Here is a 21,897-nt window from a genome sequence, read left to right as displayed (position 1 = left end):
CCTCGAACATCCCCGGATCACCGGTGTCGAACATGCGTTCGACGTATTCAATATAGCTGGACCCACCGACAACCCGTCAAGAGAAAGCGGCCACGTCATCCCGAACGATCAGCGAGACCCGAACACCTCCGACACATCGCGAGCCACCCGAACGAGTCACGCATGACCACCGATCCCCACCACGACCCCGCAATCCTCACCGAACTCTCCCCTGCGGATTTCCGTGCGCGCCTCCCCGAGCTGCTGTCCGTCTACGTCGCGGCGATGCGCTATCCCCGCGGCACGGAGTACCACCGGGCGCCGATGTGGTCCGAGCATTCGGCACGTGCGGGATGGCAGGCCTTCGCCGCCGCTCTCCCCGAGGCGCCCGACACGATCGTCGGCATCGCGTACGGCTATCGGGGCGATAGCCGGCAGTGGTGGAACCAACAGGTGCGCACCGGCATGCGTCGTTCCGGACGGTCTCCCGAGGAGATCGATCGGGTCCTCGCCGACTACTTCGAGCTCACCGAACTGCACGTCCGTCCCGACATGCAGGGACGCCGCATCGGCGAACTGCTCCTGTACGCGCTGCTGCGGGACCGTACGGAAGGAGCCGTCCTGCTGTCGACTCCCGAGGTGCCGGCCGAGGACAACCGGGCGTGGCGGCTGTACCGTCGGTTCGGATTCCAGGATGTCGTCCGCCGGTTCGTCTTCACCGGCGATGCCCGGCCCTTCGCGGTGCTCGGCAGGAGTCTGCCGCTCGGGCCGGACCTCGTTCCGCATCACCCCCACACGCTCGACGATCCGGACGGAAGTGGTATCCCATGAGCCCCACCCTCGACGCCGTCGTGGTCGGATCCGGCCACAACGCTCTGGTCTCGGCGTGCTATCTCGCCCGTGACGGATGGTCGGTGGAGGTGCTCGAACGCGACACCGTGCCGGGCGGGGCCGTCTCCACCGTCGAGCGCTTCCCCGGATACGCCGTGGACCGCGGTTCCTCGGCCCACATCATGGTCCGCCACTCGGGAATCGTCGAGGAGCTCGATCTCGCCGCCCACGGACTGCGCTACATCGACTGCGACCCGTGGGCGTACGCGCCGCCGCCCGCAGGCACCGACCGCCCCGGCATCGTGTTCCACCGCGATCTCGACCGGACCTGCGCGTCCGTCGAGGCCGCGTGCGGGCGCCGGGAAGCCGACGCGTACCGCCGATTCGTGCAGGACTGGGGTCCGCGCAGCGCGGCGGTGATGAAGTCGTTCACCCATCCCCCGACCGGCCGGCACCTGCTGTCCTCGTTCTGGGGTCTCGACGCCGGGGAAGGCGGCAGCGCCCTGTCCCGCCGTTTTCTCACCACCGGCGACAGCCTGCTCGACGAATACTTCGACGACGAACCCCTGAAAGCGGCACTGGCCTGGTTCGGTGCGCAGTCCGGACCGCCCATGTCCGAACCGGGCACCGCGGCGATGGTGGGCTTCGCGGCCCTCATGCACACCCTTCCGCCGGGCCGCGCGGTCGGCGGGAGCGGCGCGCTGACCCAGGCGCTGCTGTCCCGACTGCGTTCCGATGGCGGCACGGTGACCTGCGGCGACGCCGTCACGGAGATCGGCCGCTCCGGCGATCTGTGGACCGTGCGCACCGCATCGGGACGCTCCGTGCGGGCCCGCAGGGTCGTCGCCGGCTGTCACGTCCTCACCACACTGGATCTGCTCGACCGCGGCGGATACGACCGCGGCCGGCTCGAAGGCTGGCGGCGCAGCATGCGGGTCGGCCCGGGCATCGGCATGGTCCTGCGGCTGGGCACCGATTCGCTGCCGCACTACCGCGGGTGCGACGAACCGGAGCTGACCACCTCGGGTCTGCAACTGCTCGTCGACGACCGCGCCCACCTGCGGGCGGCCCACGGTGCCGCGATGGCGGGAGACCCGCCCCCGCGACCGGCGGTTCTCGCGATGAGCTTCTCGGCACTCGATCCGACGATCGCGCCCGCCGGCAAACACCAGATCACACTGTGGTCCCAATGGCATCCGTACGCGCTGCGGGGCGGGCGACGCTGGGAGGACATCGCCCGATCGGAGACCGATCGCATCCTCGCGGAGATGGAGACGCGATCTCCCGGTTTCACCGCCGGCGTCGAACATTGCCACGTACAGACCCCCGCCGACATCGAGCGCGAACTCGGACTGCTCGGCGGGAACGTCATGCACGTGGAGATGTCGCTGGACCAGATGTTCCTGTGGCGGCCGCTGCCGGAGCTGTCGGGCTATCGGGTGCCCGACGCGCCCGGCCTCTACCTCACCGGCGCCTCGACGCATCCCGGCGGCGGTGTCTCCGGCGCGAGCGGACGCAACGCCGCCCGCGTCGCCCTCGCCGACGCCAGGGGCGGCATCATGGATCGCATGAAGGGCTGGGTGTCGCGATGACCGAGACCTACGCGCCTGCCCCGGCCCACCCGGCCCGATGGCGGACGATCCTTCCCGTCGTCCCGGCCGTCGCCGCGGTCCTCGCCCAGATCGCCTATCCCCTCACCGAGGGTGACGCCCGGGACGCCGCGACCGTCGCGGTCGTCACACTGCTCACCGCAGCCTGCCTCGTCCATGCGGCGCTGAACCGCGGTCCCACCTTCGCCGTCGTCCTGTTCGTGAGTTCGGCCGGTATCGGATACCTGTCCGAGGTGGTCGGCACGATGACCGGCTACCCCTACGGCTGCTACAGCTATGTCACCGACCGTCTCGGGCCGGCGGCCCTCGACGTTCCGCTCGTGGTACCGCTGGCCTGGTCGGCGGGTCTGTACCCCGTGTGGTGCGTGGCCTCGCGCCTCGTCCGCAACGGTCCCGGCCGGGTCGCGGCGGTCACCGTCGGCATGCTCGGATGGGATCTCTTCCTCGACCCCCAGATGGTCGCGGACGGTCACTGGTCGTGGTGCAATGCCGGCGGCCTGCCCGGGATCGGGCACATTCCGCTCACCAACTATGCGGGCTGGCTCCTCGTCGCCGCGATCATGGCGACCGTGCTCGTCCTCGTCGACTCCCGTTCGGACCGCCCCGACACGCCCCGGCACGACGGTGTGCCGATCGCGTTGTTCCTGTGGACGTGGCTCGGTTCGGCCCTCGCCCACAGTGTCTTCCTCGACACCCCCGAGCTCCGCTATTCGGCGCTGTACGGGCTGGTCGTCATGGGTGTGCTGGGCGTTCCCCTGCTGGTCTCGCTCGTCCGCGGACGCGGCGCGAGTGGATCCGGCCCGGAGCCGGTCGAGGCACGACTCGCCGCGAGCGACCCGAACAACCGACGAGGATGACCGTGCCTGGCACCATGTTCTCCGTGCAGTCGTCCACCATGTCCGTCCGCCGTCGTGTCGTCGCGGTCGTGGGGCTCGTGCTCCTCGCCGTTCCGCTCCTCACCGGTTGCCTGCGCGTGCAGGCGACCATGGGGATCTCTTCCGACGACCGCGTGTCGGGGCAGATCGTCGCCGCGACCATTCCCGCCGACGAGAACGATCCCGGCCCCGAGCTCACCGCCCCTTCGGCTCTGGCCGGGAAGGTGCGGGTGCAGGAGTACTCGCAGGACGGCTACGTGGGGAGCCAGGTCTTCTTCAACGACCTCACCTTCGGCGATGTCCAGCAGCTCGCGACGATGTCCGACCAGAGCGCGGGCATGTTCCAGCTCAACCTGCAGCGTTCCGGCGACCTCGTGGCCCTGAACGGACGTGTGGACCTCGAGTCCGCCCCGTCGCAGGGCACGGACGTCCAGTTCACCATCGCGTTCCCGGCCCGGGTGGCGACCACCAACGGCACCCGCGAGTCGGATTCGATCGTGACCTGGAAGCTCCCGGCCGGTGAGGTCAGCAGCCTCCGGGCGGAGGTGCGCTACGCGGATCCCAACACGCGCGGTTTCGCGGGCTGGGCCGGGATCATGGCCGGAGCCGTCTTCGGGGTCACGCTGATCATCGCGGGCACGGCCTGGTTCACCCGCAATCCGGCGCCGCGGTGGTCGGCGACGAGCGGGACACGGCCCTGACCGGCCTGTCGCGCGGGCCGGCCCCCACCCCGTGGGAGCGGCTCGTCAGCGGTGGCGCCCTCGTCGCCTCCTACGGCGCGGCGGTCGCCGTCGCGAACCGGTTCGCGCTCCCCCGTCTCGCGCCGGGCCCGGTCGTCGACGAGCAGGTCACCGTCGTCGTTCCCGCCCGTGACGAGGCCCCGCGCATCGGTGCGATCGTCGCCGACCTGCGGGCACAACGAGGACTGCGCGCCCTGCGCGTGATCGTCTTCGACGACGATTCGTCCGACGGCACGGCCGACCTCGCCGCAGCTGCTGCGGAGGGAGACGAGCGCATCACCGTCGTCCGGTCGACGGACCCGCCTGCCGCCGGCTGGACCGGCAAGGCGGCCGCGTGCGCCGCAGCGGTCGCTCACGCCGGCTCGGTGGTGGACGAGGGAGTCGTCCTGTTCGTCGACGCCGACGTCCGGCTCGCGCCCGATGCGCTCGCCGCCGCCGTCACCCTGCTGCGCCGCCGGAATGCAGCGCTCGTCTCGCCGTTCCCGTACCAGCGGACCGGGTCTGCGCTCGAGCGCCTCGTGCAACCCCTGCTGTTCTGGTCGTGGTTCTCACTGCTGCCCGTCGCGGTCTCGCACCGCACCCGCCGGCCGTCCATGGCGGTCGCGTGCGGGCAGTTCCTCGTCTTCGACGCCCGGGCCTACGCCGCGATCGGCGGGCACGCGGCGGTCGCGGCGAGTCCCACGGAGGATCTCGATCTCGCCCGGGCGCTACGCCGCACCGGAGAACGCACCACGGTCGCGGCCGCGGGCCGACTCGCGTCGTGCCGGATGTACGACGGACCCCGCGCGCTGGTGGGCGGCTACACGCGCTGGCTGTGGTCGGCGTTCGGCTCTCCCGCCGGGGCTGCCGCGGTCGTGGCGCTGTATCTCGTCGCGTACCTCGTGCCTCCGGCCGCGTCCCTGTTCGGAGACGCGCGGACGCGACGCTGGGGCCTGGCCGGGACCGCCGCGGGAGTGCTGTCGCGACTGCTCGCTCGAACGACCGAACGGGGAGGCCGGCGGCACCCGGACGCCCCCGACCGTCTCGCCGGCGACCTGCTGGACGCCGCGGCCCACCCCGCCTCGATCCTGGCCTTCGGCGCGCTCACGGCGTCGTCGATCCGGGCACGGCGGAGCGGACGAGCGTCGTGGAAGGCCCGCACCCTCCCCTGACCGGGCCGGGACGGGGACGGTTCAGGCCGGCTGCACCGCGGCGGGAGCCTCGAGTTCGTAGCCGAGGCGGGTGAGCACCTCGCCGGTCGCGCGGGCGAAGTTGAGCGTGATGAAGTGCAGGCACGGCGCACCCTCGGAGATCAGACGCTCGCACATCTCCGTGGCGACCTCGATGCCCACCTCGCGTACTGCCGCCCGGTCCTCCTCGGGACCGTCGCCCGCCGCCCGCCGCAGGCGCTCCTCGAGTACGGGCGGCAGCTGCGAACCCGACAGTTCCAGGCTGCGCCGCGCCGAGCGCAGCGACGTGATCGGCATGATCTCGGGGATGATCGGCTTGAGCCCCTGCTCGGCGTCGTGGGCCACGACCCGGTCGCGCAGACGCAGGTAGTGCTCGACGTCGAAGAACATCTGGGTGATCGAGTACTCGGCGCCCGCGCGCAGCTTCTGCACGAGATAGCGGGTGTCGTGATCGAGGTCCGGGGACCGGTGGTGCCCTTCGGGGAAGGACGCGACGCCGACGTGGAAGTCGCCGAGGTCGCGCACCAACCGGACGAGCTCGTCGGCGTACTCGAGGCCCTCCGGATGCTTCTCCCACTCGCCGAGCGGATTACCCGGCGGGTCGCCGCGCAGGGCCAGGATGTTGGTGATACCGCGATCGGCGTAGGCACCGACCATCGCGCGCAGTTCGTCGATGCTGTGCCCGACGGCCGTGAGGTGCGCGACCGGCAGCAGGGTGGTCTCCTCGGCGAGGCGTCCGGTGACCCGAACCGTACGGTCGCGGGTGGATCCCCCGGCGCCGTAGGTCATCGATACGAAGGCCGGGCCGAGACGCTCGAACGTCCGCACGGCACGCCACAGTCGTCCCTCGGCCTCGGCGTCGCGAGGCGGGGAGAACTCGACGGAGAACGGAATGCGGCCCGAACGCGCGGACCCGAGACGGTCCACGATCGACGGGGTCCGAGAAATCCCGCCGTCCTCGGTTGCCCTGACGAAGTCGCTTGTCACCGGTCCAGCATAGGTGGCGCCGCTGCGGCGGGCGCTACCGGCGACGATCCGAGAGGGCGGATAGGCTGGTCGCGGCGCCCCGGCTCCACTCGTCTCCGAGGTGCCGTCACCATCGACCTGGAGGTTCCGTCCTGTCTACCGGCGCCGATCACTTGCTTGCCGAGCAGCTCCCCCACCGTGTGGAGGACTCCCTCCGGCAGTTCTTCGTCTCACGCGCCGCGTTGATCGACTCCGTGGGCGGTGGCTACCGGCAGGCCGTCGACAGACTCGAAGCATTCGTGCTCCGCGGCGGCAAGCGGGTCCGTCCGCGTTTCGCGTGGACGGGCTGGCTCGGTGCCGGCGGGGATCCGACGGGCCCGGACGCAGAGGCCGTCCTGCAGGCATGCTCCGCGCTCGAACTCGTGCAGGCCGCGGCGCTCGTCCACGACGACATCATCGATGCCTCCACCACGCGCCGCGGGTTCCCCACCGTGCACGTCGAGTTCACCGAGCAGCACCGGAAGGCCGGCTGGCACGGCAAGGCAGAGCAGTTCGGCGAATCCGTCGCGATCCTGCTCGGCGATCTCGCCCTGGTGTGGGCGGACGACATGCTGCACTCGGCCGGGCTCGCACCCGAGACCGTCGCGCGGGTGACGCCGGTCTGGGCCGCGATGCGCACCGAGGTGCTCGGCGGGCAGTATCTCGACATCGCCAACGAGGTGGCGGCGGACGAATCGGTGGAGGCCGCGACGCGGGTGAACCGGTTCAAGACGGCGGCGTACACGATCGAACGTCCCCTGCATATCGGCGCCGCCCTCGCCGGCGCCGACGACGACCTGATCGATGCCTACCGCCGCTTCGGCACCGACATCGGCCTGGCGTTCCAGTTGCGCGACGACCTGCTCGGGGTCTTCGGCGACCCGGAGGTCACCGGCAAGCCCTCGGGCGACGACCTGCGCTCCGGCAAACGCACGGTCCTGTACGCGCTGGCCCTCGAGACCGCCGACGGCTCCGATCCGGCAGCGGCCGAGTTGTTGCGCACCTCGATCGGCACCGACCTGTCCGACTCGCAGGTCGAGCAGCTCCGCTCCGTGCTCGTCGATCTCGGTGCCGTCGCCCGGATCGAGGACCGCATCACCGCGTTGACCGACAGCGCGTTCGAGGCTCTCGAATCGTCCGGTGCCACGCAGGAGGGCAAGGCCCTCCTGCGCGACTCGGCGGTCGCGGCGACCCGCCGGGTGGCGTGAGACCGGTGCGGACGGTTTCCGGCGTCGAGAAGGTCGTGGTGGTCGGCGCGGGGCTCGCCGGCCTGTCGGCGGCTCTGCACCTGCGTGGCGGCGGCAAGGACGTGACGGTGCTCGAACGCGCCGACGACGTCGGTGGCCGGGTCGGCAGCTATCACGGGCCGGGCTACGAGATCGACAACGGCGCCACCGTGCTGACGATGCCCGAGTTGATCGACGACGCGCTCGCCGCGGTGGGCGCCGACCGGGACTCCGTCCGTCCGGCGCTCCGCACCCGGCAGCTCTCCCCCGCCTATCACGCGCGCTTCGCCGACGGCACCTCGATCGATGTGCACTCGGATCCCGATGCCATGGTCGCGGAGATCTCCCGGGTGTGCGGGCCCGACGAAGCACAACGCTATCTGCGGTTGCGGTCCTGGCTCGCCGACATCTTCGAGGCGGAATTCGACCGTTTCATGGACGCGAACTTCGACTCGCCGTTCGACCTGGCCTCGTCGCCCGCCGCCGTGCGCGATCTGGTGCGCCTTCTCCGCCTGGGCGGGTTCGGCAGGCTGGGCGCGCAGGTGAACCGCAGGATCACCGACCCTCGCCTGCGCCGCGTCTTCACCTTCCAGGCGCTGTACGCCGGTGTCGCTCCGGCACGGGCCCTCGCGGTCTACGGAGCCATCGCCCACATGGACACCTCGATGGGTGTGTACGCGGTGGACGGCGGTATGCGGTCGGTCGCCCGCGCGATGGCCGCGGCGTTCGTCGAGGCCGGTGGGCGGCTCGAACTCGGCCGGGAGGTGACCTCGGTCGATGTCACCGGCGGCCGGATCGACGGTGTCCGCACCCGCGACGGGCATCGTTTCCCGTGCGACGCGGCCGTCCTGACCCCCGATACCCCGGTCGTCGACGCCGTGCTGCCACGCCGCCGGCGCCGTCGCACGCTGGCCGCGCCCTCGGCGGTGGTGCTGCACGGATCTGTCCCCACCGCGGTGAGTGGCGGCTGGGCGGCGCAACACCACCATGTGATCGACTTCGGCGCCGCATGGAACCGCACCTTCGCCGAGATCACCCGCAGCCGCGGACGCGGCCGCCTGATGTCCGATCCGTCACTACTGATCACCCGGCCCGCACTGTCCGATCCCGGCCTGCGGTTCACCCGCGAGGGCGTCGAACACGAGCCGTTGTCGGTGCTGGCGCCGTGCCCGAACCTCGACAGCGCACCGCTCGCCTGGGCGGAACTCGCGGTGCCCTATCGCAACGAGCTGCTCGACGTCCTCGACCGCCGCGGATACGGCGGGATCACGGACGGGTTCCGCGTCGACCACATCGACACACCCGCGACCTGGCACGCTCGTGGTATGCAGGCGGGCAGCCCGTTCTCGAGCGCGCACGTCTTCCGCCAGACGGGACCGTTCCGGCGACGCAATCTCGACCCGGCCGTTCCCGGCGTGGTGCTCGCGGGTTCGGCGACGGTGCCCGGTGTGGGTGTACCCACGGTGCTGTTGTCCGGAAGACTCGCCGCCGAACGGCTCGGTGTTCCGCGCGCGCGGTGACACGGGGGCACTTCCGCGGGAGCGGCGATACCGGGCGCAGTGCGCCTCGCGTCTCCACTAAACTGTCCTCGTTCGCCAGCATCTGCGCGCCGCGCATCCACGTCCACGGGGGAGGAACCGTACCGATGTCGTCCCCTGCCTCGCCCGACGCCGAGTCGCAGACCTCGCCCGCGCCGGAGGGGACGGCCGCACCGGCACGTGAGCCTTCGAAGTATGCCTTCCTGAGGAGTCCCGCCGGCAATGCCGCGCTGCTCGGCGCGTGCGGCGCGGTGTTCATGACCTTCGGCAGTTTCGGGGCGGGCAGCGTCCGCCGGGTCGATCCGCTGCTCGAGGGCATCTACCTGTCGTGGCTGCGCTTCGGCCACGGTCAGTTGCTCTCGACGATCATCCTGTGGATCGGCGTGCTCGTCATGATCGGCGCGTGGGTGCGCCTCGGCCGGGCCGCCCTCGCCGGGCTCGTGACGGTACGCGATCTGTGGACGGTGCTGCCCGCGTGGACCGCTCCCCTGCTGTTCGCCACACCGATGTTCAGCCGCGACGCGTATTCCTATCTCGCCCAGGGCGCGCTGTTGCGCGACGGCTTCGATCCGTACGCGGTGGGGCCGGTGGTCAATCCGGGTGTCCTGCTCGACAACGTCAGCAACGTGTGGACGACCACCACCACCCCCTACGGACCCGTCCACCTGCTCCTCGGTGCGGGCATCACGTCCATCACCGACGACAATGTGGTGACGGGAACGTGGTTGTGGCGCCTGACCATGCTTCCCGGCCTGGCGCTCATGGCGTGGGCCGTGCCGAAACTCGCGCGCCGCATGGGCGGCAATCCCTCGATCGCCCTGTGGCTCGCGGTTCTGAACCCGCTCGTGCTGATCCACCTCGTCGGGGGCGTGCACAACGAGCTGCTGATGGTCGGTCTCATGATCGCCGGCATCGTGCTGGTCCTCGAGGGCCGCCATCTCGGCGGCATCGCGCTGGTCTCGCTCGGCGCCGCGATCAAGGCCACGGCGGGGTTGGCGTTGCCCTTCCTGGTATGGGTGTGGATGGTCCACGAACGCGACCGTGCGCGCGCCGAGGGACGCGAGCCCGCAGCGCCGGTCCGTCTGTTCGCCAAAGCGACCGGACTCGGACTTCTCGTGTTCGCCGCGGTCTTCGGTGGCACCTCGCTGCTCGCCGGGGTCGGTATCGGCTGGCTCACCGCCTTGTCCGGTTCGTCGAAGATCATCAACTGGTTGTCGTTGCCGACGATGATGGCCCACGTCGTCACGTGGATCACCCCGTGGCGTCTCGGCTCGATCCTCGACATCACGCGCATGCTCTGCGCGATCGCGCTGGTGGTGATCCTCGTGTGGGCGTGGTGGCGATTCCGCCGCACCGAACGCGACGCGGTCTTCGGGATCGTCGTGGCACTGACCGCCGTGACTCTGCTGTCGCCCGCCGCACTGCCCTGGTACTACTCGTGGCCGCTCGCGGTCGCCGCGGCCTTCGCGATGTCGCCCCGGCTCCTCATGGTGCTCGTCGCACTGTCGACCTGGCTCATGTTGATCTTCAACCCCGACGGGTCGATCGGCATGTACAACCTGGCGCACGTCGCGCTCGCAGTGTTCGCCTCGATCGTCGCGGCCCGCGCTCTGGTCACCTACGATCCGCTGCGCCTGCGACTGCGGCCGCGACCGGCATCGCCCCCGGGTGCTGCGCGGGACGACCGTGCCTGATCGTCCCGCCGGGAGCGTGACCGACGACCTCGCCCGGGCCTATGCCTACTGCGCCGAGCTCACCGCAGAGCACGGACGCACCTACAACCTCGCCACCCGGTTGCTGCCGGCCCCGCGCAGAAGCGCCGTCCACGCGCTCTACGGATTCGCGAGGCATGTCGACGACATCGTCGACGTCACCGCGGTGAACGACCCGGAAGCCGCGATCCGCGGTGTCGACGACGCGCGCGCCCGGTTGCACGCCGCGCTCGCCGGCGATCCGGGCCCGCTCGACGACACCGGGCTGGTGGTCCGCGCACTCGCCGACACGATCGGGCAGTACGGCATCCCGATCGACTGTTTCGAGGCATTCATCCGGTCCATGCGCATGGACGTGCCGGGCACCCCCGAATTCCGGTCCCACTATCGGACGATGGAGGAATTGCGCGAGTACATGTACGGCTCCGCGGCCGTGATCGGACTCGAACTGCTTCCCGTGTTCGGAGTCGACGATCCGGCGGCCGCGCCGGCCGCCGCCGCACTCGGCGAAGCGTTCCAGCTCACCAACTTCATCCGCGACGTGGGAGAAGACCTCGAACGCGGACGCGTCTACATTCCGCTCGAAGTGTGGTCGGCGTTCGGGGTCGACCTCGACCTGCTGCGCGAGGGCAGACGCACCGGGGTGGTCGATCCGCGGGTCCACCGGGCTCTCGCCCACGCGGTCGCGCTGACCCGTGCCGAGTACCGCAGGGCCGAGCCCGGCCTGGCGCTACTCCCCGACCGGATCCGGCCGGGCATCCGCACCGCGTTCACGCTCTACGGGCGGATCCTCGACGAGGTCGAACGCAGCGGGTTCCGGGTGCTCGACCGGCGTGCGACGGTTCCTCGCCGCACGCGCGCCGCGGTGATGCTCACCGAGTACGTCACCGGTTCACTGTTCCGGCACCGCTGACCCCGGAGAGAGCCGGGGGGTCAGAAGGCGAGCGCCTGCGCCCGCCGCATCACCTCGCGCGCGGATTGCGTGTGCATCGCGGCCACGGGGTTTCCGCCGGGAAGAGAATCGTCCTCGTCGAACAACCACCGCAGGATCTCGTCGTCCTGGTAACCACCGTCGTGCAGCACCGCGATCAGACCGGGAAGGCCCTTGAGGATGTCCCCCTCTCCGTCGAGGAAGGCCTCGGGTACCACGGGCACCCGGTCGCGTTTGAACGCCAGCAACTGCCGGTCGCGCACCATCTGGTGGACACGCGAGATGGCGACGCCGAGGGTCTTCGCCACGTCGACGAGCTGCACCACGGGGACGGAGCGGTCGAGAACGTCGTCGCAGTAAGGGATTGCACTCACCCCACCACGTTATCGCTGTGCCCGCGCGGGCGGCTACGCGGCTACCGTCCACGGGAGCTGGCTACGATCGACGGGGACGAAATCACTTCGCGCACGCGGAGCCGGACCTTCGTCACGTCGATACCTCGAAGGCCCGGGTACCGGCGTCCCACCATCACGCACGAGACACGGGGGTACACCGGGTGACCGCTGGAGGCGACCGACTGGTCGGCGTCGTGCTCGACCGGCGTTATCGCATCGAATCGCAGATCGCGCGGGGCGGCATGTCGACCGTCTACCGCGGCACCGATCTGCGCCTCGACCGTCCTGTCGCCGTGAAGATCATGGACCCGCAGTTCGCGGCAGATCCCCAGTTCCTGGCACGGTTCGAGTTCGAGGCCAGGTCCGTCGCGCGGCTGACCCATCCCGGGCTGGTCGCGGTGTACGACCAGGGCCAGGACGGCGATCACGTCTTCCTCGTGATGGAGCTCGTCGAAGGTGGCACCCTCCGCGAGTTGCTGCGCGAACGCGGCCCGATGCCGCCTCACGCCGCGGCCGCGGTGGCGGCGCCGGTCCTCGGTGCCCTGGCCGTGGCGCACCGTGCAGGTCTCGTGCACCGCGACATCAAGCCCGAGAACATCCTCATCTCCGGCAACGGCGAGGTGAAGATCGCCGATTTCGGGCTCGTCCGTGCCGTCGCCGCCGCGACCACCACCTCACGCAGCGTGATCCTCGGCACTGCGGCCTATCTGTCTCCCGAACAGGTCACCGTCGGCAGCGCGGACGCACGCAGCGACGTCTACTCGACCGGTGTGCTCGTGTACGAGATGCTCACCGGCCGCACCCCCTTCACCGGCGACACCTCGCTGTCGGTGGCGTACCAGCGGGTGGAGAAGGACGTGCCCGATCCGAGTTCGGCGATCGACGGGGTGCCGCCCGAACTCGACGCCTTCGTCCGCCGCGCCACCGAGCGCGAACCGGCCGAACGCTACGCGGACGCCCAGGTGATGGCAGATGCTCTCGGGGAGATCTGCGAGACGCTCGACCTGCCGCGTTACCGGGTTCCCGCACCGAGACGATCGGCCGTGCGCACGCCACCGGCACCGGTGGATCCCGAGGCCGTACCGGCGCGCACCTCCGACGGCTCCGCGACCGGTCGTCCCGCTCCCGCCCCCGCGACCACGGCACTGCCCGCCACCGCGGCGGCGAACGCACATGCGCCGACGACCGTGCAGACCGCGGTGCCGGGCACCGCCGGCCCGAATGCTCCCACCACCCGTCCCCACCCCACCCGGGTCGCGACCCGCGCCCATCCGCGCCCCGACACCGAAGCGGTGGCGCCGCGGCCCGACTACGCCGCCGACCGTCGCCGTCAGCGCCGCTCGGCGGCCGCCTGGATCGCCGCGATCATCGTGCTCGCACTGTTCATGGGAATCGCCGGATGGTGGCTCGGCGCCGGCCGGCTCACCGACGTACCGACCGTGCAGGGGCTCGACCGGGCCGCCGCCGTCTCCGCGATCGAGACAGCCGGACTGGCCGGCGAGATCAGAGGCGAGTACTCCGACGACGTCCCGGTCGACACCGTCCTCGGTACCGATCCCACCGCAGGATCACGTGTGCCCGACGGCGACACGATCGCGCTGCTCGTGTCGCTCGGCAGGCCCACCGTTCCGTCCATCCCCGGCGCCGGGGAGAGATCCGTCGTCGAGGACGAACTGCGGCGTCGCACCTTCGAGCCGGTGGAGGGCGGCACCGCCTTCAGCACCACGGTGCCCGAGGGAGGCGTCGCCGCACTCGATCCCGCGCCGGGAACCGTCCTGCCCGTCGGGTCCGAGGTGAAGCTTGTGATGAGCAAGGGATCACCCCCGGTGACCCTGCCCGATCTCTCCGGACGCACGGTCGACGAGGCGCGGCGCATCCTCGACGATGCGGGACTGACCGTCGGGGAGATCCGGGAGGTCTTCGACGCCGACGTCGACGGGGGCCTCGTCGCCGGCACCGACCCGGCGGAGGGCGACGAGGTCAATGCCGGAGGAACGGTCACCCTCCTCGTATCCGATGCAGTGAAGGTGCCGTCGCTGTTGGGTCGTTCGGTGGGCTCGGCCCGCGAAGAACTCACCCGGCTCGGTTTCGAGGTCGAGGTGCGGCAGCTCGGCGACTCCGACCGGTCCGTCGTGATCGGCCAGAATCCCGGGGCGGGCCGGAGAGCGGAACAGGGCAGCACGATCACGTTGACCGCACTGCCCTGATCCGAGAGATGCTTCCCGCCTACCCGCGGAGCATCTCCGCGACCAGGAACGCGAGTTCGATCGACTGCTGCGTGTTCAGGCGCGGATCGCACGCCGTCTCGTAACGACCGTGCAGGTCGAGATCGGAGATGTCCTGGGCGCCGCCGAGGCATTCGGTGACATTCTCACCGGTGAGCTCGACGTGGATGCCACCGGGATGCGTGCCGAGCGCGCGGTGTACCTCGAAGAAGCCCTGCACCTCGTCGACGATGCGGTCGAAGTGGCGCGTCTTGTAGCCGGTGGACGCCTCGTGGGTGTTGCCGTGCATCGGATCGCACTGCCAGATCACCTTGTGACCGGTGGACTCGACGCGCTCGATGATGCCGGGCAGCAGGTCGCGGACCTTCGAGTGCCCCATCCGGGAGATCAGGGTGAGCCGTCCCGGCGTGTTGTGCGGGTCGAGCCGCTCGACGTACTCGACGGCCATCTCCGGGGTGGTCGACGGACCGATCTTGAGTCCGATCGGGTTCGACAGCAGCTCCGCGAACGCGATGTGCGCGCCGTCGAGCTGACGGGTGCGATCACCGATCCACAGGAAGTGGGCCGACAGGTCGTACAGGCGCGGTTCGTCGCCCGAGTTGTCGAGGCGCAGCATCGCACGCTCGTAGTCGAGGACGAGGGCCTCGTGGCTGGCGTAGATCGTCGCCGCGCGCAGGTTCGGGTCGACGACGCCGCAGGCGTCCATGAACCGCAAGCCGCGATCGATCTCGGAGGCGAGCGCCTCGTAGCGGGCCCCGGCGGGCGAGGCCGAGACGAAGGCCCGGTTCCAGTCGTGCACGCGGTGCAGGTCGGCCTCGCCGGCCGCGGTGACAGCACGCACGAGGTTCATCGCGGCGCTCGCGTTCGCGTAGGCGCGCACGAGACGGGACGGATCGTGCCTGCGCACCTCCGGATCGGCGACCAGCGAGTTGACCATGTCGCCGCGATAGGACGGCAGACCGAGCGCATCGGTGTCGGACGAGCGCGGCTTGGCGTACTGGCCGGCGATACGCGCGACCTTCACCACCGGCGTCGAGGCACCGTAGGTCAGCACCACCGCCATCTGCAGCAACGTGCGGATGTTGCCTTTGATGTGCGGCTCGGTGTTGTCCGCGAACGTCTCGGCACAGTCGCCGCCCTGCAGGAGGAAGGCTTCACCGCGGGCGACGGCGGCGAGCTGGTTCTGCAGCTCCTCGACCTCGCGGGGCACGGTGATGGGGGGCACGCTCTCGAGCACGGTGCGCATCGCCGCGGCCTGCTCCTCGGGCCAGCCGGGCTGCTGCAGCGCCGGTTTCGCGAGCGCCGCGTCGAGGTTGGCACGCAGCTCCTCGGGCAACGGAGGAAGTTCGGGCAAGCGGTCGATCGGCACGTCGACAGTCCAGTTCACCCGTCCAGGATATGGCGTGACGGCCGGGAGCGGCGCAGCACCCCGTTACCCGCGTCACCGTGAACGACGAGCGGCCTCGATCGCCTCGAACTTCGCGAGGTTGTGGCGGGCGTCGGCGAGGGCGTCGTGATTGTCGTCCGGAACCGGAGGCAGGGGTGGGGAACCCGAGTCCTCCCAGTGCTGCCTGAGTTCGCGGGTGTAGCGGGGCAGGACGTCCGGAAGATCGGGCATCGTGCCCCACAACTGCGCGAGGACGACGTGGTCGTAGGCCCCGATCCATGCCCACAGCTCGGGTCGGATACCCGGCCGGGGCACGAGGAACTTCAGCAGGTCGTCGCGGATCCTCGACCGCGACTTCCACGCGGGGTGCGCCGGGGGCGGCAGCTTCGGCAGCACGTTGCGGCGCACCCAGGCACCGGCCCGGGACGGGTCGAACTCGGTCGACACCGCGTAGAACTCGCGGCCGTCCTCGCAGGCGACACCGATCGAGACGAGTTCGATCGTGCGACCGTCCTCGATGAATTCACAGTCGTAGAAGTAGCGCACCTGCTCACCCGGCGCGGGTGTCGGGAATACGGTCCGCGACGGGACCGCCCGGCGGCGGGGTGACGGCCTCGGACTCCGACGCGCCTGCCTCCCCGGCCGTACCCGGGCCGTCCGCCACGCCCGGCGTGCTCTTCAGGGTCGCGGCGTAGATGTCGACGTACTCCTGGCCCGACAACTGCATGAGCGAGTACATGACCTCGTCGGTGACGGTGCGCTCGACGAACCTGTTGCCGCCCATGCCCTCGAACCGGGAGAAATCGATGGGCTTGCCGATCCGTACGGTGATCTTCGCCGGTCGCCACATCTTCGAGCCGATGGGGTTCATCCGGTCGGTTCCGATCATGGCGACGGGGATCACGGGGACGCCGGTCTCGAGCGCCAGTCGCGCCAGGCCGGTCTTGCCCTTGTAGAGACGTCCGTCGGGTGAGCGGGTGCCCTCGGGGTAGATGCCGAGCAGTTTTCCCTGGCCGAGAACCCGGACGCCGGCATTGAGCGCGTCCTGCGCGGCATCGGCGCCGGTGCGGTCGATGGGGACCTGCCCGACCGAAGAGAAGAACCAGCGCTGGAAGGCGCCCTTGGGACCGGCACCGGTGAAGTACTCGCTCTTGGCCAGGAAGGTGATCCGCCGTCGCACGAGGAGGGGAAGGTAGAACGAGTCGAGGACCGCGCGGTGATTACTGGCCAGGATCGCCGGGCCGTGCGCCGGAATGTTCTCGCCGCCTTCGAAGGTCGGACGACCTATGAGCCACAGCAACGGTCCCAGGAGGACGTATTTGAACAGCCAGTACCACATGGCATCCTTCCCGAATCCGATCTTCCCCCCACGCGGATCGGTGCAGCACCGCCCGCCGGTCGACTCTACGACGATGCGGCCGCCACACGCACATCACCGAGGTGCCCGACCCCACGCTTTCGACCTCGACGTGACGATAATCTCATCCGCTGAACGGGATCACGGGGTTCCGCACACCTCGGCGCGGGCCAGATCCGCGGCACCGATCAGCCCTGCGGCATCACCGAGCTGCGCCACCCGTACCCGCGCGAGGGGACGGTGCCCGGCACCGGTGGTGACGGCCGCATAGTGTTCGCGCGCAGCATCGAGGAACAGCGGCGCGGAGCCGGAGACCCCTCCCCCGATGACGACGAGTTCGGGGTCGTAGACGTCGGCGACGAGCGCCAGTCCGAGCCCGAGCCTGCGGGCGAAGTCGTCGAACACCGCGAGCGCGACGGGATCGCCGTCATGGGCGGCCCCGGCGATCCGCCGTCCGGTGAGCGATCCCGGATCCGCGGCGATCTCGCCGGCGAGCACGGAACGTCCGGGATCCGCCGCGAGCATCTCGACGGTCGTGTCCACGAGACCTGTTCCGCTGCAATATCGCTCCCAGCAACCGCGCTTTCCGCACGGGCAGGGACGGCCGTCGGGATCGACCTGCAGGTGCCCGAGTTCGGGGGCCACACCGTACGCACCGCGATAGATCCTGCCGTCGAGCAGCAGGGCAGCACCGATTCCCGTTCCGAGTGCCACCATCACCGCGATCCCGCTGCCTGCGGCGGCACCGAAGCGGTACTCGGCCCAGGCTGCGGCGTTGGCGTCGTGTTCGAGGACGACCGGCAGCCCGAAGCGCGCGGTCAGCGTCTGCGCGAGTGGCGTCTCCCGCCAGGGCAGGTGGGGCGCGAACCGCACCGTGGTGCGGTCTTCGGTCAGGAAGCCCGCGACCCCCAGCCCGACCGCCGCGATGTCGTTGCGACCACGCAGGTGATCGACGAGACGATGCAGAGCGTTCTCGAGGGCGACCGCGGAGGACGGCGTCTGCGTGCGCACACTGTCGGCGACCTCGCCGTTCCGATCGACGGCCGCGGCACGAATACTCGTTCCACCGATATCGATCCCCACCGTGAGCACAGCGCCGTTCCCGTGGCCGATGCTCACGGCCGGACGTTGACGGAGATCGGCACGAAGGCCGCACGCTCGCGCGTCGGCGGATCGGGCGTGGGCTCCGGTGGGTTGCCGCCGGTCGCGGACAGGAACTGCGAGAGGAACTCACGGAGCAGCGCGATCAGAGCCGCCAACTTGGTCGCCAGCCTGGTGACGAGCTCATGGTTCTCGCCGCGTACCAGCGCTGCAGCCGCGCAGAGCGGACACCACGCGCACCCACCCGGGGTCGCTGCCGAGTCAGGAGCGCTCGAAGGCGCTGCCGACCCGGAAGCGGAGTCGTCGGCGGGTGGGACGGCGAACTGCTGCACCGCACCCTCGACGCGGTCGAGCACGGCGTCGGCGAGCAGCAACAGCTCGGAGAGCAGAGCTTCGTGATCGTCTCTCACAGCGGCCACACCGCCGGATCCGGTACGAAGCGCACCACCAGATCGGTGCCGTCGAACTCGGCTTCGGAGACCGTGCACCGCCGCAGCCCCGACGCGAGTCGCACCCGGCGGCGCATGCCGTCGGCGCCGACGACCAGGTCGTCGCCGATGCGTCCGAGTGTCAGGGACGCGGGGTCGGCGAGTGGGAGGTACATGCGCATCGCGTACACCGATTCCACCCCCGTTCCCGATTCGTGCTGCACCCGGACCGGATCGCCGGTGTCCGACGAGGGTGCGGGTGGGTCGCGGCGGAGCGCCGCAGCGAGCTCCTCCAGAGCTTCCAACCCTACCGGCTCGGCTGCACGGCGCTCGCACACGATCACGGGGACGTCGGTGACGGTCGTCGTGATCTCCTCCACGACCGCCTCGTGCGCGGCCCGCTGGTCGGCGAGCAGTCGCGCCGCCGCACCCGATCCACCCACCGAGGGAGTGACTCCGTTGATCACGACCGCCTCGACCCGGATGCCGGACAGGGCGAGCCACGACCGCACCCTGCGCAGTTCGGCACGACCGGCGCGATCGGGCGTCGCCACGATCACCGCCGTGCTGCGTCGACGATCGTCGAGCAGGTCGCGTACCGCGGCGATGCCCGAGAGCAGCCGGTCGAACAGGGCGACGAAGACGGCCGTCCGGGGGTCGGGGCCGGTGGTGGCCGCGACCCGGCTGTGCTGCGGCCAGACCCGTTCCAGATAGTCGGCCACCGTGCGCGGCGCGGCGAGAGTGCGCAGGGCGTCGGCCGAGGCCGGCGCGTCGACGACGATATGGGACCACTTTCCGGTGTCCGAGAGTCGCGCGACCTCCGAGAGCACCAGGAGCTCCTGGACGCCGGGCAGGCCGGTCAGTTCGTCGGGCTCGGGCAGGTCGAACTGCTCGGCGTGTTCGTGGGTCCCGGCGAGCGCCGCCATCGATGCGAGGACCGCATAGCGCGACCGGAGCAGCTGCAGCGCATCGATCTCCACCATGTCGAGTTTCTCCTCGACGGTCCGGATGCCGGACCCGCCGGCGTCCCGGCTCGTGGCCGGGGGCAGGTCGAGCACGTCGCCGAGCGAGTGCGCCTGGTCGATCGAGACGACGAGCACGGGCTCCCCCGCGCGGGCGGTCGCGAGCGCCTCGGCCGCGGCCACGGTCGTCTTCCCGGTGCCGCCCTTGCCGAGGAACCATCGCACGCGGGCCGGGGCGGGCCGGACGTTCAGCCCTCCACCTGCTTCTTGAGTTCCTTCAGCGCGGTGTCGGTGATGACCTTCTCCGCCTTGCGCTTGAACAGACCGATCATCGGAATCGTGAGGTCCACCGTGAGCTGGTAGTCGACGACGGTGGTGCCGTCGGCGGTCTCGGTCAGCACGTACGAGCCCGACTGCGCCTTCTGGATCTCGCCGCTCTCGAGATCCCAGCTCACGGCGCGGTTGTCGGGCGCCCACTTGTACCGCAGGACGTAGGTGTCCTTGACGATGCCGGCGTCCAGGACGAAGCGCACGCGCTCTGCCCGCCCGTCGGGGCGGTGTTCCACCACCTCCACGGTCTTCGCCGCCGACACCCAGGTGGGATAGGCATCGAAATCTGCGATGACCTTCATGACACGCTCGGCCGGCGCGTCGATGGTGATCGACCTCTTCGTCTTCTCGGCCATGTGGTGACGGCTCCCTTTCTCGGTCCCTCGGGTGTACACCGATCAGTCCCGTTCCGACGGTCTATCACACACTCCGCGGACAACGGTATCGGCACTTCGGTCCGTCAGGAGCGCGGTGGCTCACCCGCCGGACGACCGGCCTCGAGACGCTGCTTGACCTCGAAGGTCATCACCTTTCCCTGGACCCGGCGCGTCCGGTTCATGGCGGCGAGGTCGAGACCCGCCACGCGCTCGGGTGGGACACCAGCCGGTTCGCAGTGCAGGAAGTAGTGGATCACCGCACCGTCGAGGACCGGTTCGAGCCACACTTCCATCGTCCCGTCGAGCGGGCCCGACACCGTCCACCGGATGCCCTTCTCGGCACGGTCCTCACGCACGGTCAGCGTGAGATCGGGCCACCAGGCACGCCACCGATCGGGCGCCGCGACCTCCTCGGCGATGCGCTCCGGGGGCGCCGCTACGAAGGTCTGATCCGCCACCTGAATGCTGCTCACGCAGGACAGCTTCACACATCGCGCCTCCGGCCCGTCCGGTCACCCCGCCGACGGCGCCACGGTCTCGCTCGGTGGCGTCGCGGCGTCGAGATATCCGCGCAATCTCGCTCCCAGGACGTCCCATCTCCAGTCGGTGGACACCCACTCGCGACCGGCCGCGCCCATCGCGGCGGCACGGTCGGGATCGGCGAGGATGCCGGACACGGCGGTGGCGACCGCCGTCACCGCGGTGCCGTCGACGACGTACCCGGTCCGGCCGTCCCGCACCGTCTCCGGGGCCCCGCCCGATCTGCCGGCCACGACGGGGACACCGGTCGCGGACGCCTCGAGGTAGACGATGCCCAGGCCCTCGACGTCGAGACCGCCGCCGCGGGTGCGACACGGCATCGCGAACACGTCGGCGACGGTGTGGTGCGCGGCGAGTTCGGCTGCCGGCACGGTGCCGGTGAACACGACATGGTCCTCCACGCCGGCGCGGCGGGCGAGCTCGCGCAGTCGCGACTCGTACGGTCCGCCGCCGACGATGACGAGGACGGCACCGTCGATGCGCGTGCGGATCGCGGGCAGCGCACGGATGAGCACGTCCTGCCCCTTGCGCGGTACGAGGCGCGACAGGCACAGCACGGTGGGCCGGTCGCCGAGTCCGTAACGTGCCCGCAGGTCGGCGCGCGCTCCCGGATCGGGCCGGAAGACATCCGTGTCGACTCCGGACGGCAGGTGTTCGAGGCCGGCCTCGGGACCGAACGCGGAGGCGAAACGTCCCCGGGTGTAGCGGCTGACGTAGGTGACGGTGTCGGTATGGTCGCCGATCTGCCGCAGGGCCTGGCGGGCGGCGGGCAGCATCGACCACCCCACCTCGTGGCCGTGTGTGCTGGCGACGATGCGGTGGGCTCCGGCGCGGCGCATCACGGGCGCCAGCAACGCCAGCGGCGCGGCGGCTCCGAACCAGACGGTGTCGCAGTCGTGTTCGACGAGCAGGCGAGTGGCGCGGCGGGCGACGTCGGGGGTGGGCAGCATCAGCGTCGTGGAATGACGGACGACCTCGAAGGGAGCCCGCGCGTCGAACTTCACGTGGCTGTCGCCGCGCCAGCGCGGTGCGTAGACGACGAGGTCGTCGGACGGCAGCTGGTTCGCGAAGGCGTGCAGATAGGACTGGATGCCACCGGGGCGGGGCGGGAAATCGTTCGTCACCAGCAGGGTTCGCGACATGGGTCCACCGTAGAAGCAGCGGGACGCGCGCGTGTGG

21 protein-coding genes are annotated in these 21,897 nt (G+C 70.5%); 10 read left to right on the top strand and 11 right to left on the bottom strand.

Annotation, left to right across the window (positions count from 1 at the left end; translation table 11 throughout):
• Positions 1 to 162: 162 nt before the first annotated feature.
• Genes PV766_RS07055 through PV766_RS07035 form a run of 5 tightly spaced genes read left to right on the top strand, consistent with a single transcriptional unit; the run spans position 163 to position 5,186 of the window.
• Positions 163 to 810 (top strand): GNAT family N-acetyltransferase, encoded by a 648-nt coding sequence (locus PV766_RS07055; RefSeq protein WP_064065575.1) that lies wholly within the window; start codon positions 163 to 165, stop codon positions 808 to 810.
• Positions 807 to 2,402, top strand: a complete 1,596-nt coding sequence (locus PV766_RS07050; RefSeq protein ID WP_421096744.1) for a phytoene desaturase family protein — start codon at positions 807 to 809, stop codon at positions 2,400 to 2,402. The genes PV766_RS07055 and PV766_RS07050 overlap by 4 nt, the downstream gene beginning before the upstream one ends.
• A complete protein-coding gene (locus tag PV766_RS07045; protein WP_064064014.1) occupies positions 2,399 to 3,277 on the top strand; it encodes a carotenoid biosynthesis protein in 879 nt (292 codons plus the stop codon). Before PV766_RS07050 ends, PV766_RS07045 begins: the two co-directional genes overlap by 4 nt.
• On the top strand, positions 3,274 to 3,996 hold the full coding sequence (locus tag PV766_RS07040; protein WP_421096743.1) for an LppM family (lipo)protein: 723 nt from the start codon (positions 3,274 to 3,276) through the stop codon (positions 3,994 to 3,996). Before PV766_RS07045 ends, PV766_RS07040 begins: the two co-directional genes overlap by 4 nt.
• A complete protein-coding gene (locus PV766_RS07035; protein ID WP_421096742.1) occupies positions 3,966 to 5,186 on the top strand; it encodes a glycosyltransferase in 1,221 nt (406 codons plus the stop codon). The genes PV766_RS07040 and PV766_RS07035 overlap by 31 nt, the downstream gene beginning before the upstream one ends.
• Before the next feature lie 21 nt (positions 5,187 to 5,207).
• Here the strand turns inward: PV766_RS07035 and metF are convergent, their stop codons facing one another.
• The gene (gene metF, locus PV766_RS07030) at positions 5,208 to 6,152 is read right to left on the bottom strand and encodes a methylenetetrahydrofolate reductase [NAD(P)H] (RefSeq protein WP_172506108.1); all 945 of its coding nucleotides are present in this window, start codon (positions 6,150 to 6,152) and stop codon (positions 5,208 to 5,210) included.
• A 218-nt stretch (positions 6,153 to 6,370) separates the two neighbouring features.
• Here metF and PV766_RS07025 point away from each other — a divergent pair, with 218 nt between their 5' ends.
• The 4 genes from PV766_RS07025 (at position 6,371) to PV766_RS07010 (ending at position 11,598) form a co-directional block, all read left to right on the top strand.
• Positions 6,371 to 7,417, top strand: a complete 1,047-nt coding sequence (locus PV766_RS07025; protein WP_421096741.1) for a polyprenyl synthetase family protein — start codon at positions 6,371 to 6,373, stop codon at positions 7,415 to 7,417.
• Between the two features lie 5 nt (positions 7,418 to 7,422).
• A complete protein-coding gene (gene crtI / locus PV766_RS07020) occupies positions 7,423 to 8,955 on the top strand; it encodes a phytoene desaturase family protein (protein ID WP_421096740.1) in 1,533 nt (510 codons plus the stop codon).
• Between the two features lie 125 nt (positions 8,956 to 9,080).
• Positions 9,081 to 10,667, top strand: a complete 1,587-nt coding sequence (locus tag PV766_RS07015) for an alpha-(1->6)-mannopyranosyltransferase A (RefSeq protein ID WP_207213499.1) — start codon at positions 9,081 to 9,083, stop codon at positions 10,665 to 10,667.
• Positions 10,660 to 11,598 carry a phytoene/squalene synthase family protein gene (locus PV766_RS07010; RefSeq protein WP_421096739.1) on the top strand — a complete coding sequence of 313 codons (939 nt, stop codon included), beginning with the start codon at positions 10,660 to 10,662 and terminating at the stop codon, positions 11,596 to 11,598. Before PV766_RS07015 ends, PV766_RS07010 begins: the two co-directional genes overlap by 8 nt.
• A gap of 20 nt (positions 11,599 to 11,618) precedes the next feature.
• Here PV766_RS07010 and PV766_RS07005 read toward each other — a convergent pair whose 3' ends face one another.
• Positions 11,619 to 11,990, bottom strand: a complete 372-nt coding sequence (locus PV766_RS07005; protein WP_245207852.1) for an Rv2175c family DNA-binding protein — start codon at positions 11,988 to 11,990, stop codon at positions 11,619 to 11,621.
• A 182-nt stretch (positions 11,991 to 12,172) separates the two neighbouring features.
• Here PV766_RS07005 and pknB point away from each other — a divergent pair, with 182 nt between their 5' ends.
• Positions 12,173 to 14,218, top strand: coding sequence for a Stk1 family PASTA domain-containing Ser/Thr kinase (gene pknB / locus PV766_RS07000; protein ID WP_421096738.1), 2,046 nt, complete (start codon positions 12,173 to 12,175; stop codon positions 14,216 to 14,218).
• 19 nt (positions 14,219 to 14,237) lie between these two features.
• Here pknB and PV766_RS06995 read toward each other — a convergent pair whose 3' ends face one another.
• The 9 genes from PV766_RS06995 to PV766_RS06955 form a co-directional block, all read right to left on the bottom strand.
• Positions 14,238 to 15,623: a class II 3-deoxy-7-phosphoheptulonate synthase gene (locus tag PV766_RS06995; RefSeq protein WP_016933765.1), complete on the bottom strand. Its 1,386-nt coding sequence runs from the start codon at positions 15,621 to 15,623 to the stop codon at positions 14,238 to 14,240.
• Between the two features lie 54 nt (positions 15,624 to 15,677).
• Positions 15,678 to 16,169 carry a polyadenylate-specific 3'-exoribonuclease AS gene (locus PV766_RS06990; protein WP_064064165.1) on the bottom strand — a complete coding sequence of 164 codons (492 nt, stop codon included), beginning with the start codon at positions 16,167 to 16,169 and terminating at the stop codon, positions 15,678 to 15,680.
• Positions 16,170 to 16,173: 4 nt separating this feature from the next.
• Positions 16,174 to 16,962, bottom strand: a complete 789-nt coding sequence (locus tag PV766_RS06985; RefSeq protein WP_064064164.1) for a lysophospholipid acyltransferase family protein — start codon at positions 16,960 to 16,962, stop codon at positions 16,174 to 16,176.
• Between the two features lie 159 nt (positions 16,963 to 17,121).
• Positions 17,122 to 18,099: an ROK family glucokinase gene (locus tag PV766_RS06980; RefSeq protein ID WP_421096737.1), complete on the bottom strand. Its 978-nt coding sequence runs from the start codon at positions 18,097 to 18,099 to the stop codon at positions 17,122 to 17,124.
• Complete coding sequence (locus tag PV766_RS06975; RefSeq protein ID WP_064064163.1) at positions 18,096 to 18,500, bottom strand: hypothetical protein; 405 nt, start codon at positions 18,498 to 18,500, stop codon at positions 18,096 to 18,098. The genes PV766_RS06980 and PV766_RS06975 overlap by 4 nt, the downstream gene beginning before the upstream one ends.
• Entirely contained in the window at positions 18,488 to 19,696 is a 1,209-nt protein-coding gene (locus tag PV766_RS06970; protein WP_255161238.1) for an ArsA family ATPase, read from the bottom strand. The genes PV766_RS06975 and PV766_RS06970 overlap by 13 nt, the downstream gene beginning before the upstream one ends.
• Positions 19,697 to 19,719: 23 nt before the next feature.
• Positions 19,720 to 20,157 (bottom strand): SRPBCC family protein, encoded by a 438-nt coding sequence (locus PV766_RS06965; RefSeq protein ID WP_064064161.1) that lies wholly within the window; start codon positions 20,155 to 20,157, stop codon positions 19,720 to 19,722.
• Positions 20,158 to 20,261: 104 nt separating this feature from the next.
• On the bottom strand, positions 20,262 to 20,651 hold the full coding sequence (locus tag PV766_RS06960; protein ID WP_064064179.1) for a hypothetical protein: 390 nt from the start codon (positions 20,649 to 20,651) through the stop codon (positions 20,262 to 20,264).
• A 39-nt stretch (positions 20,652 to 20,690) separates the two neighbouring features.
• Positions 20,691 to 21,860: a glycosyltransferase family 4 protein gene (locus PV766_RS06955; RefSeq protein ID WP_064064160.1), complete on the bottom strand. Its 1,170-nt coding sequence runs from the start codon at positions 21,858 to 21,860 to the stop codon at positions 20,691 to 20,693.
• Between the last annotated feature and the right edge of the window lie 37 nt (positions 21,861 to 21,897).

Origin of the sequence: Rhodococcus sp. As11, from assembly GCF_048957735.1 — a bacterium.
In the GTDB taxonomy this organism is placed as follows: Bacteria; Actinomycetota; Actinomycetes; order Mycobacteriales; family Mycobacteriaceae; genus Rhodococcus; species Rhodococcus gordoniae.
The sequence above is the reverse complement of the archived record's forward strand: the minus strand, read 5'-3'. Positions and strand labels throughout refer to the sequence as shown.

Bases quoted from the DNA above. Each gene is read 5' to 3' on its own strand.
- PV766_RS07040 (WP_421096743.1), top strand. From the start codon at position 3,274: ATGACCGTGCCTGGCACCATGTTCTCCGTGCAGTCGTCCACCATGTCC.
- PV766_RS07055 (WP_064065575.1), top strand. From the start codon at position 163: ATGACCACCGATCCCCACCACGACCCCGCAATCCTCACCGAACTCTCC.
- PV766_RS06955 (WP_064064160.1), bottom strand. From the start codon at position 21,860: ATGTCGCGAACCCTGCTGGTGACGAACGATTTCCCGCCCCGCCCCGGT.
- PV766_RS06965 (WP_064064161.1), bottom strand. From the start codon at position 20,157: ATGGCCGAGAAGACGAAGAGGTCGATCACCATCGACGCGCCGGCCGAG.
- PV766_RS07015 (WP_207213499.1), top strand. From the start codon at position 9,081: ATGTCGTCCCCTGCCTCGCCCGACGCCGAGTCGCAGACCTCGCCCGCG.
- PV766_RS07045 (WP_064064014.1), top strand. From the start codon at position 2,399: ATGACCGAGACCTACGCGCCTGCCCCGGCCCACCCGGCCCGATGGCGG.
- PV766_RS07050 (WP_421096744.1), top strand. From the start codon at position 807: ATGAGCCCCACCCTCGACGCCGTCGTGGTCGGATCCGGCCACAACGCT.
- PV766_RS06985 (WP_064064164.1), bottom strand. From the start codon at position 16,962: ATGTGGTACTGGCTGTTCAAATACGTCCTCCTGGGACCGTTGCTGTGG.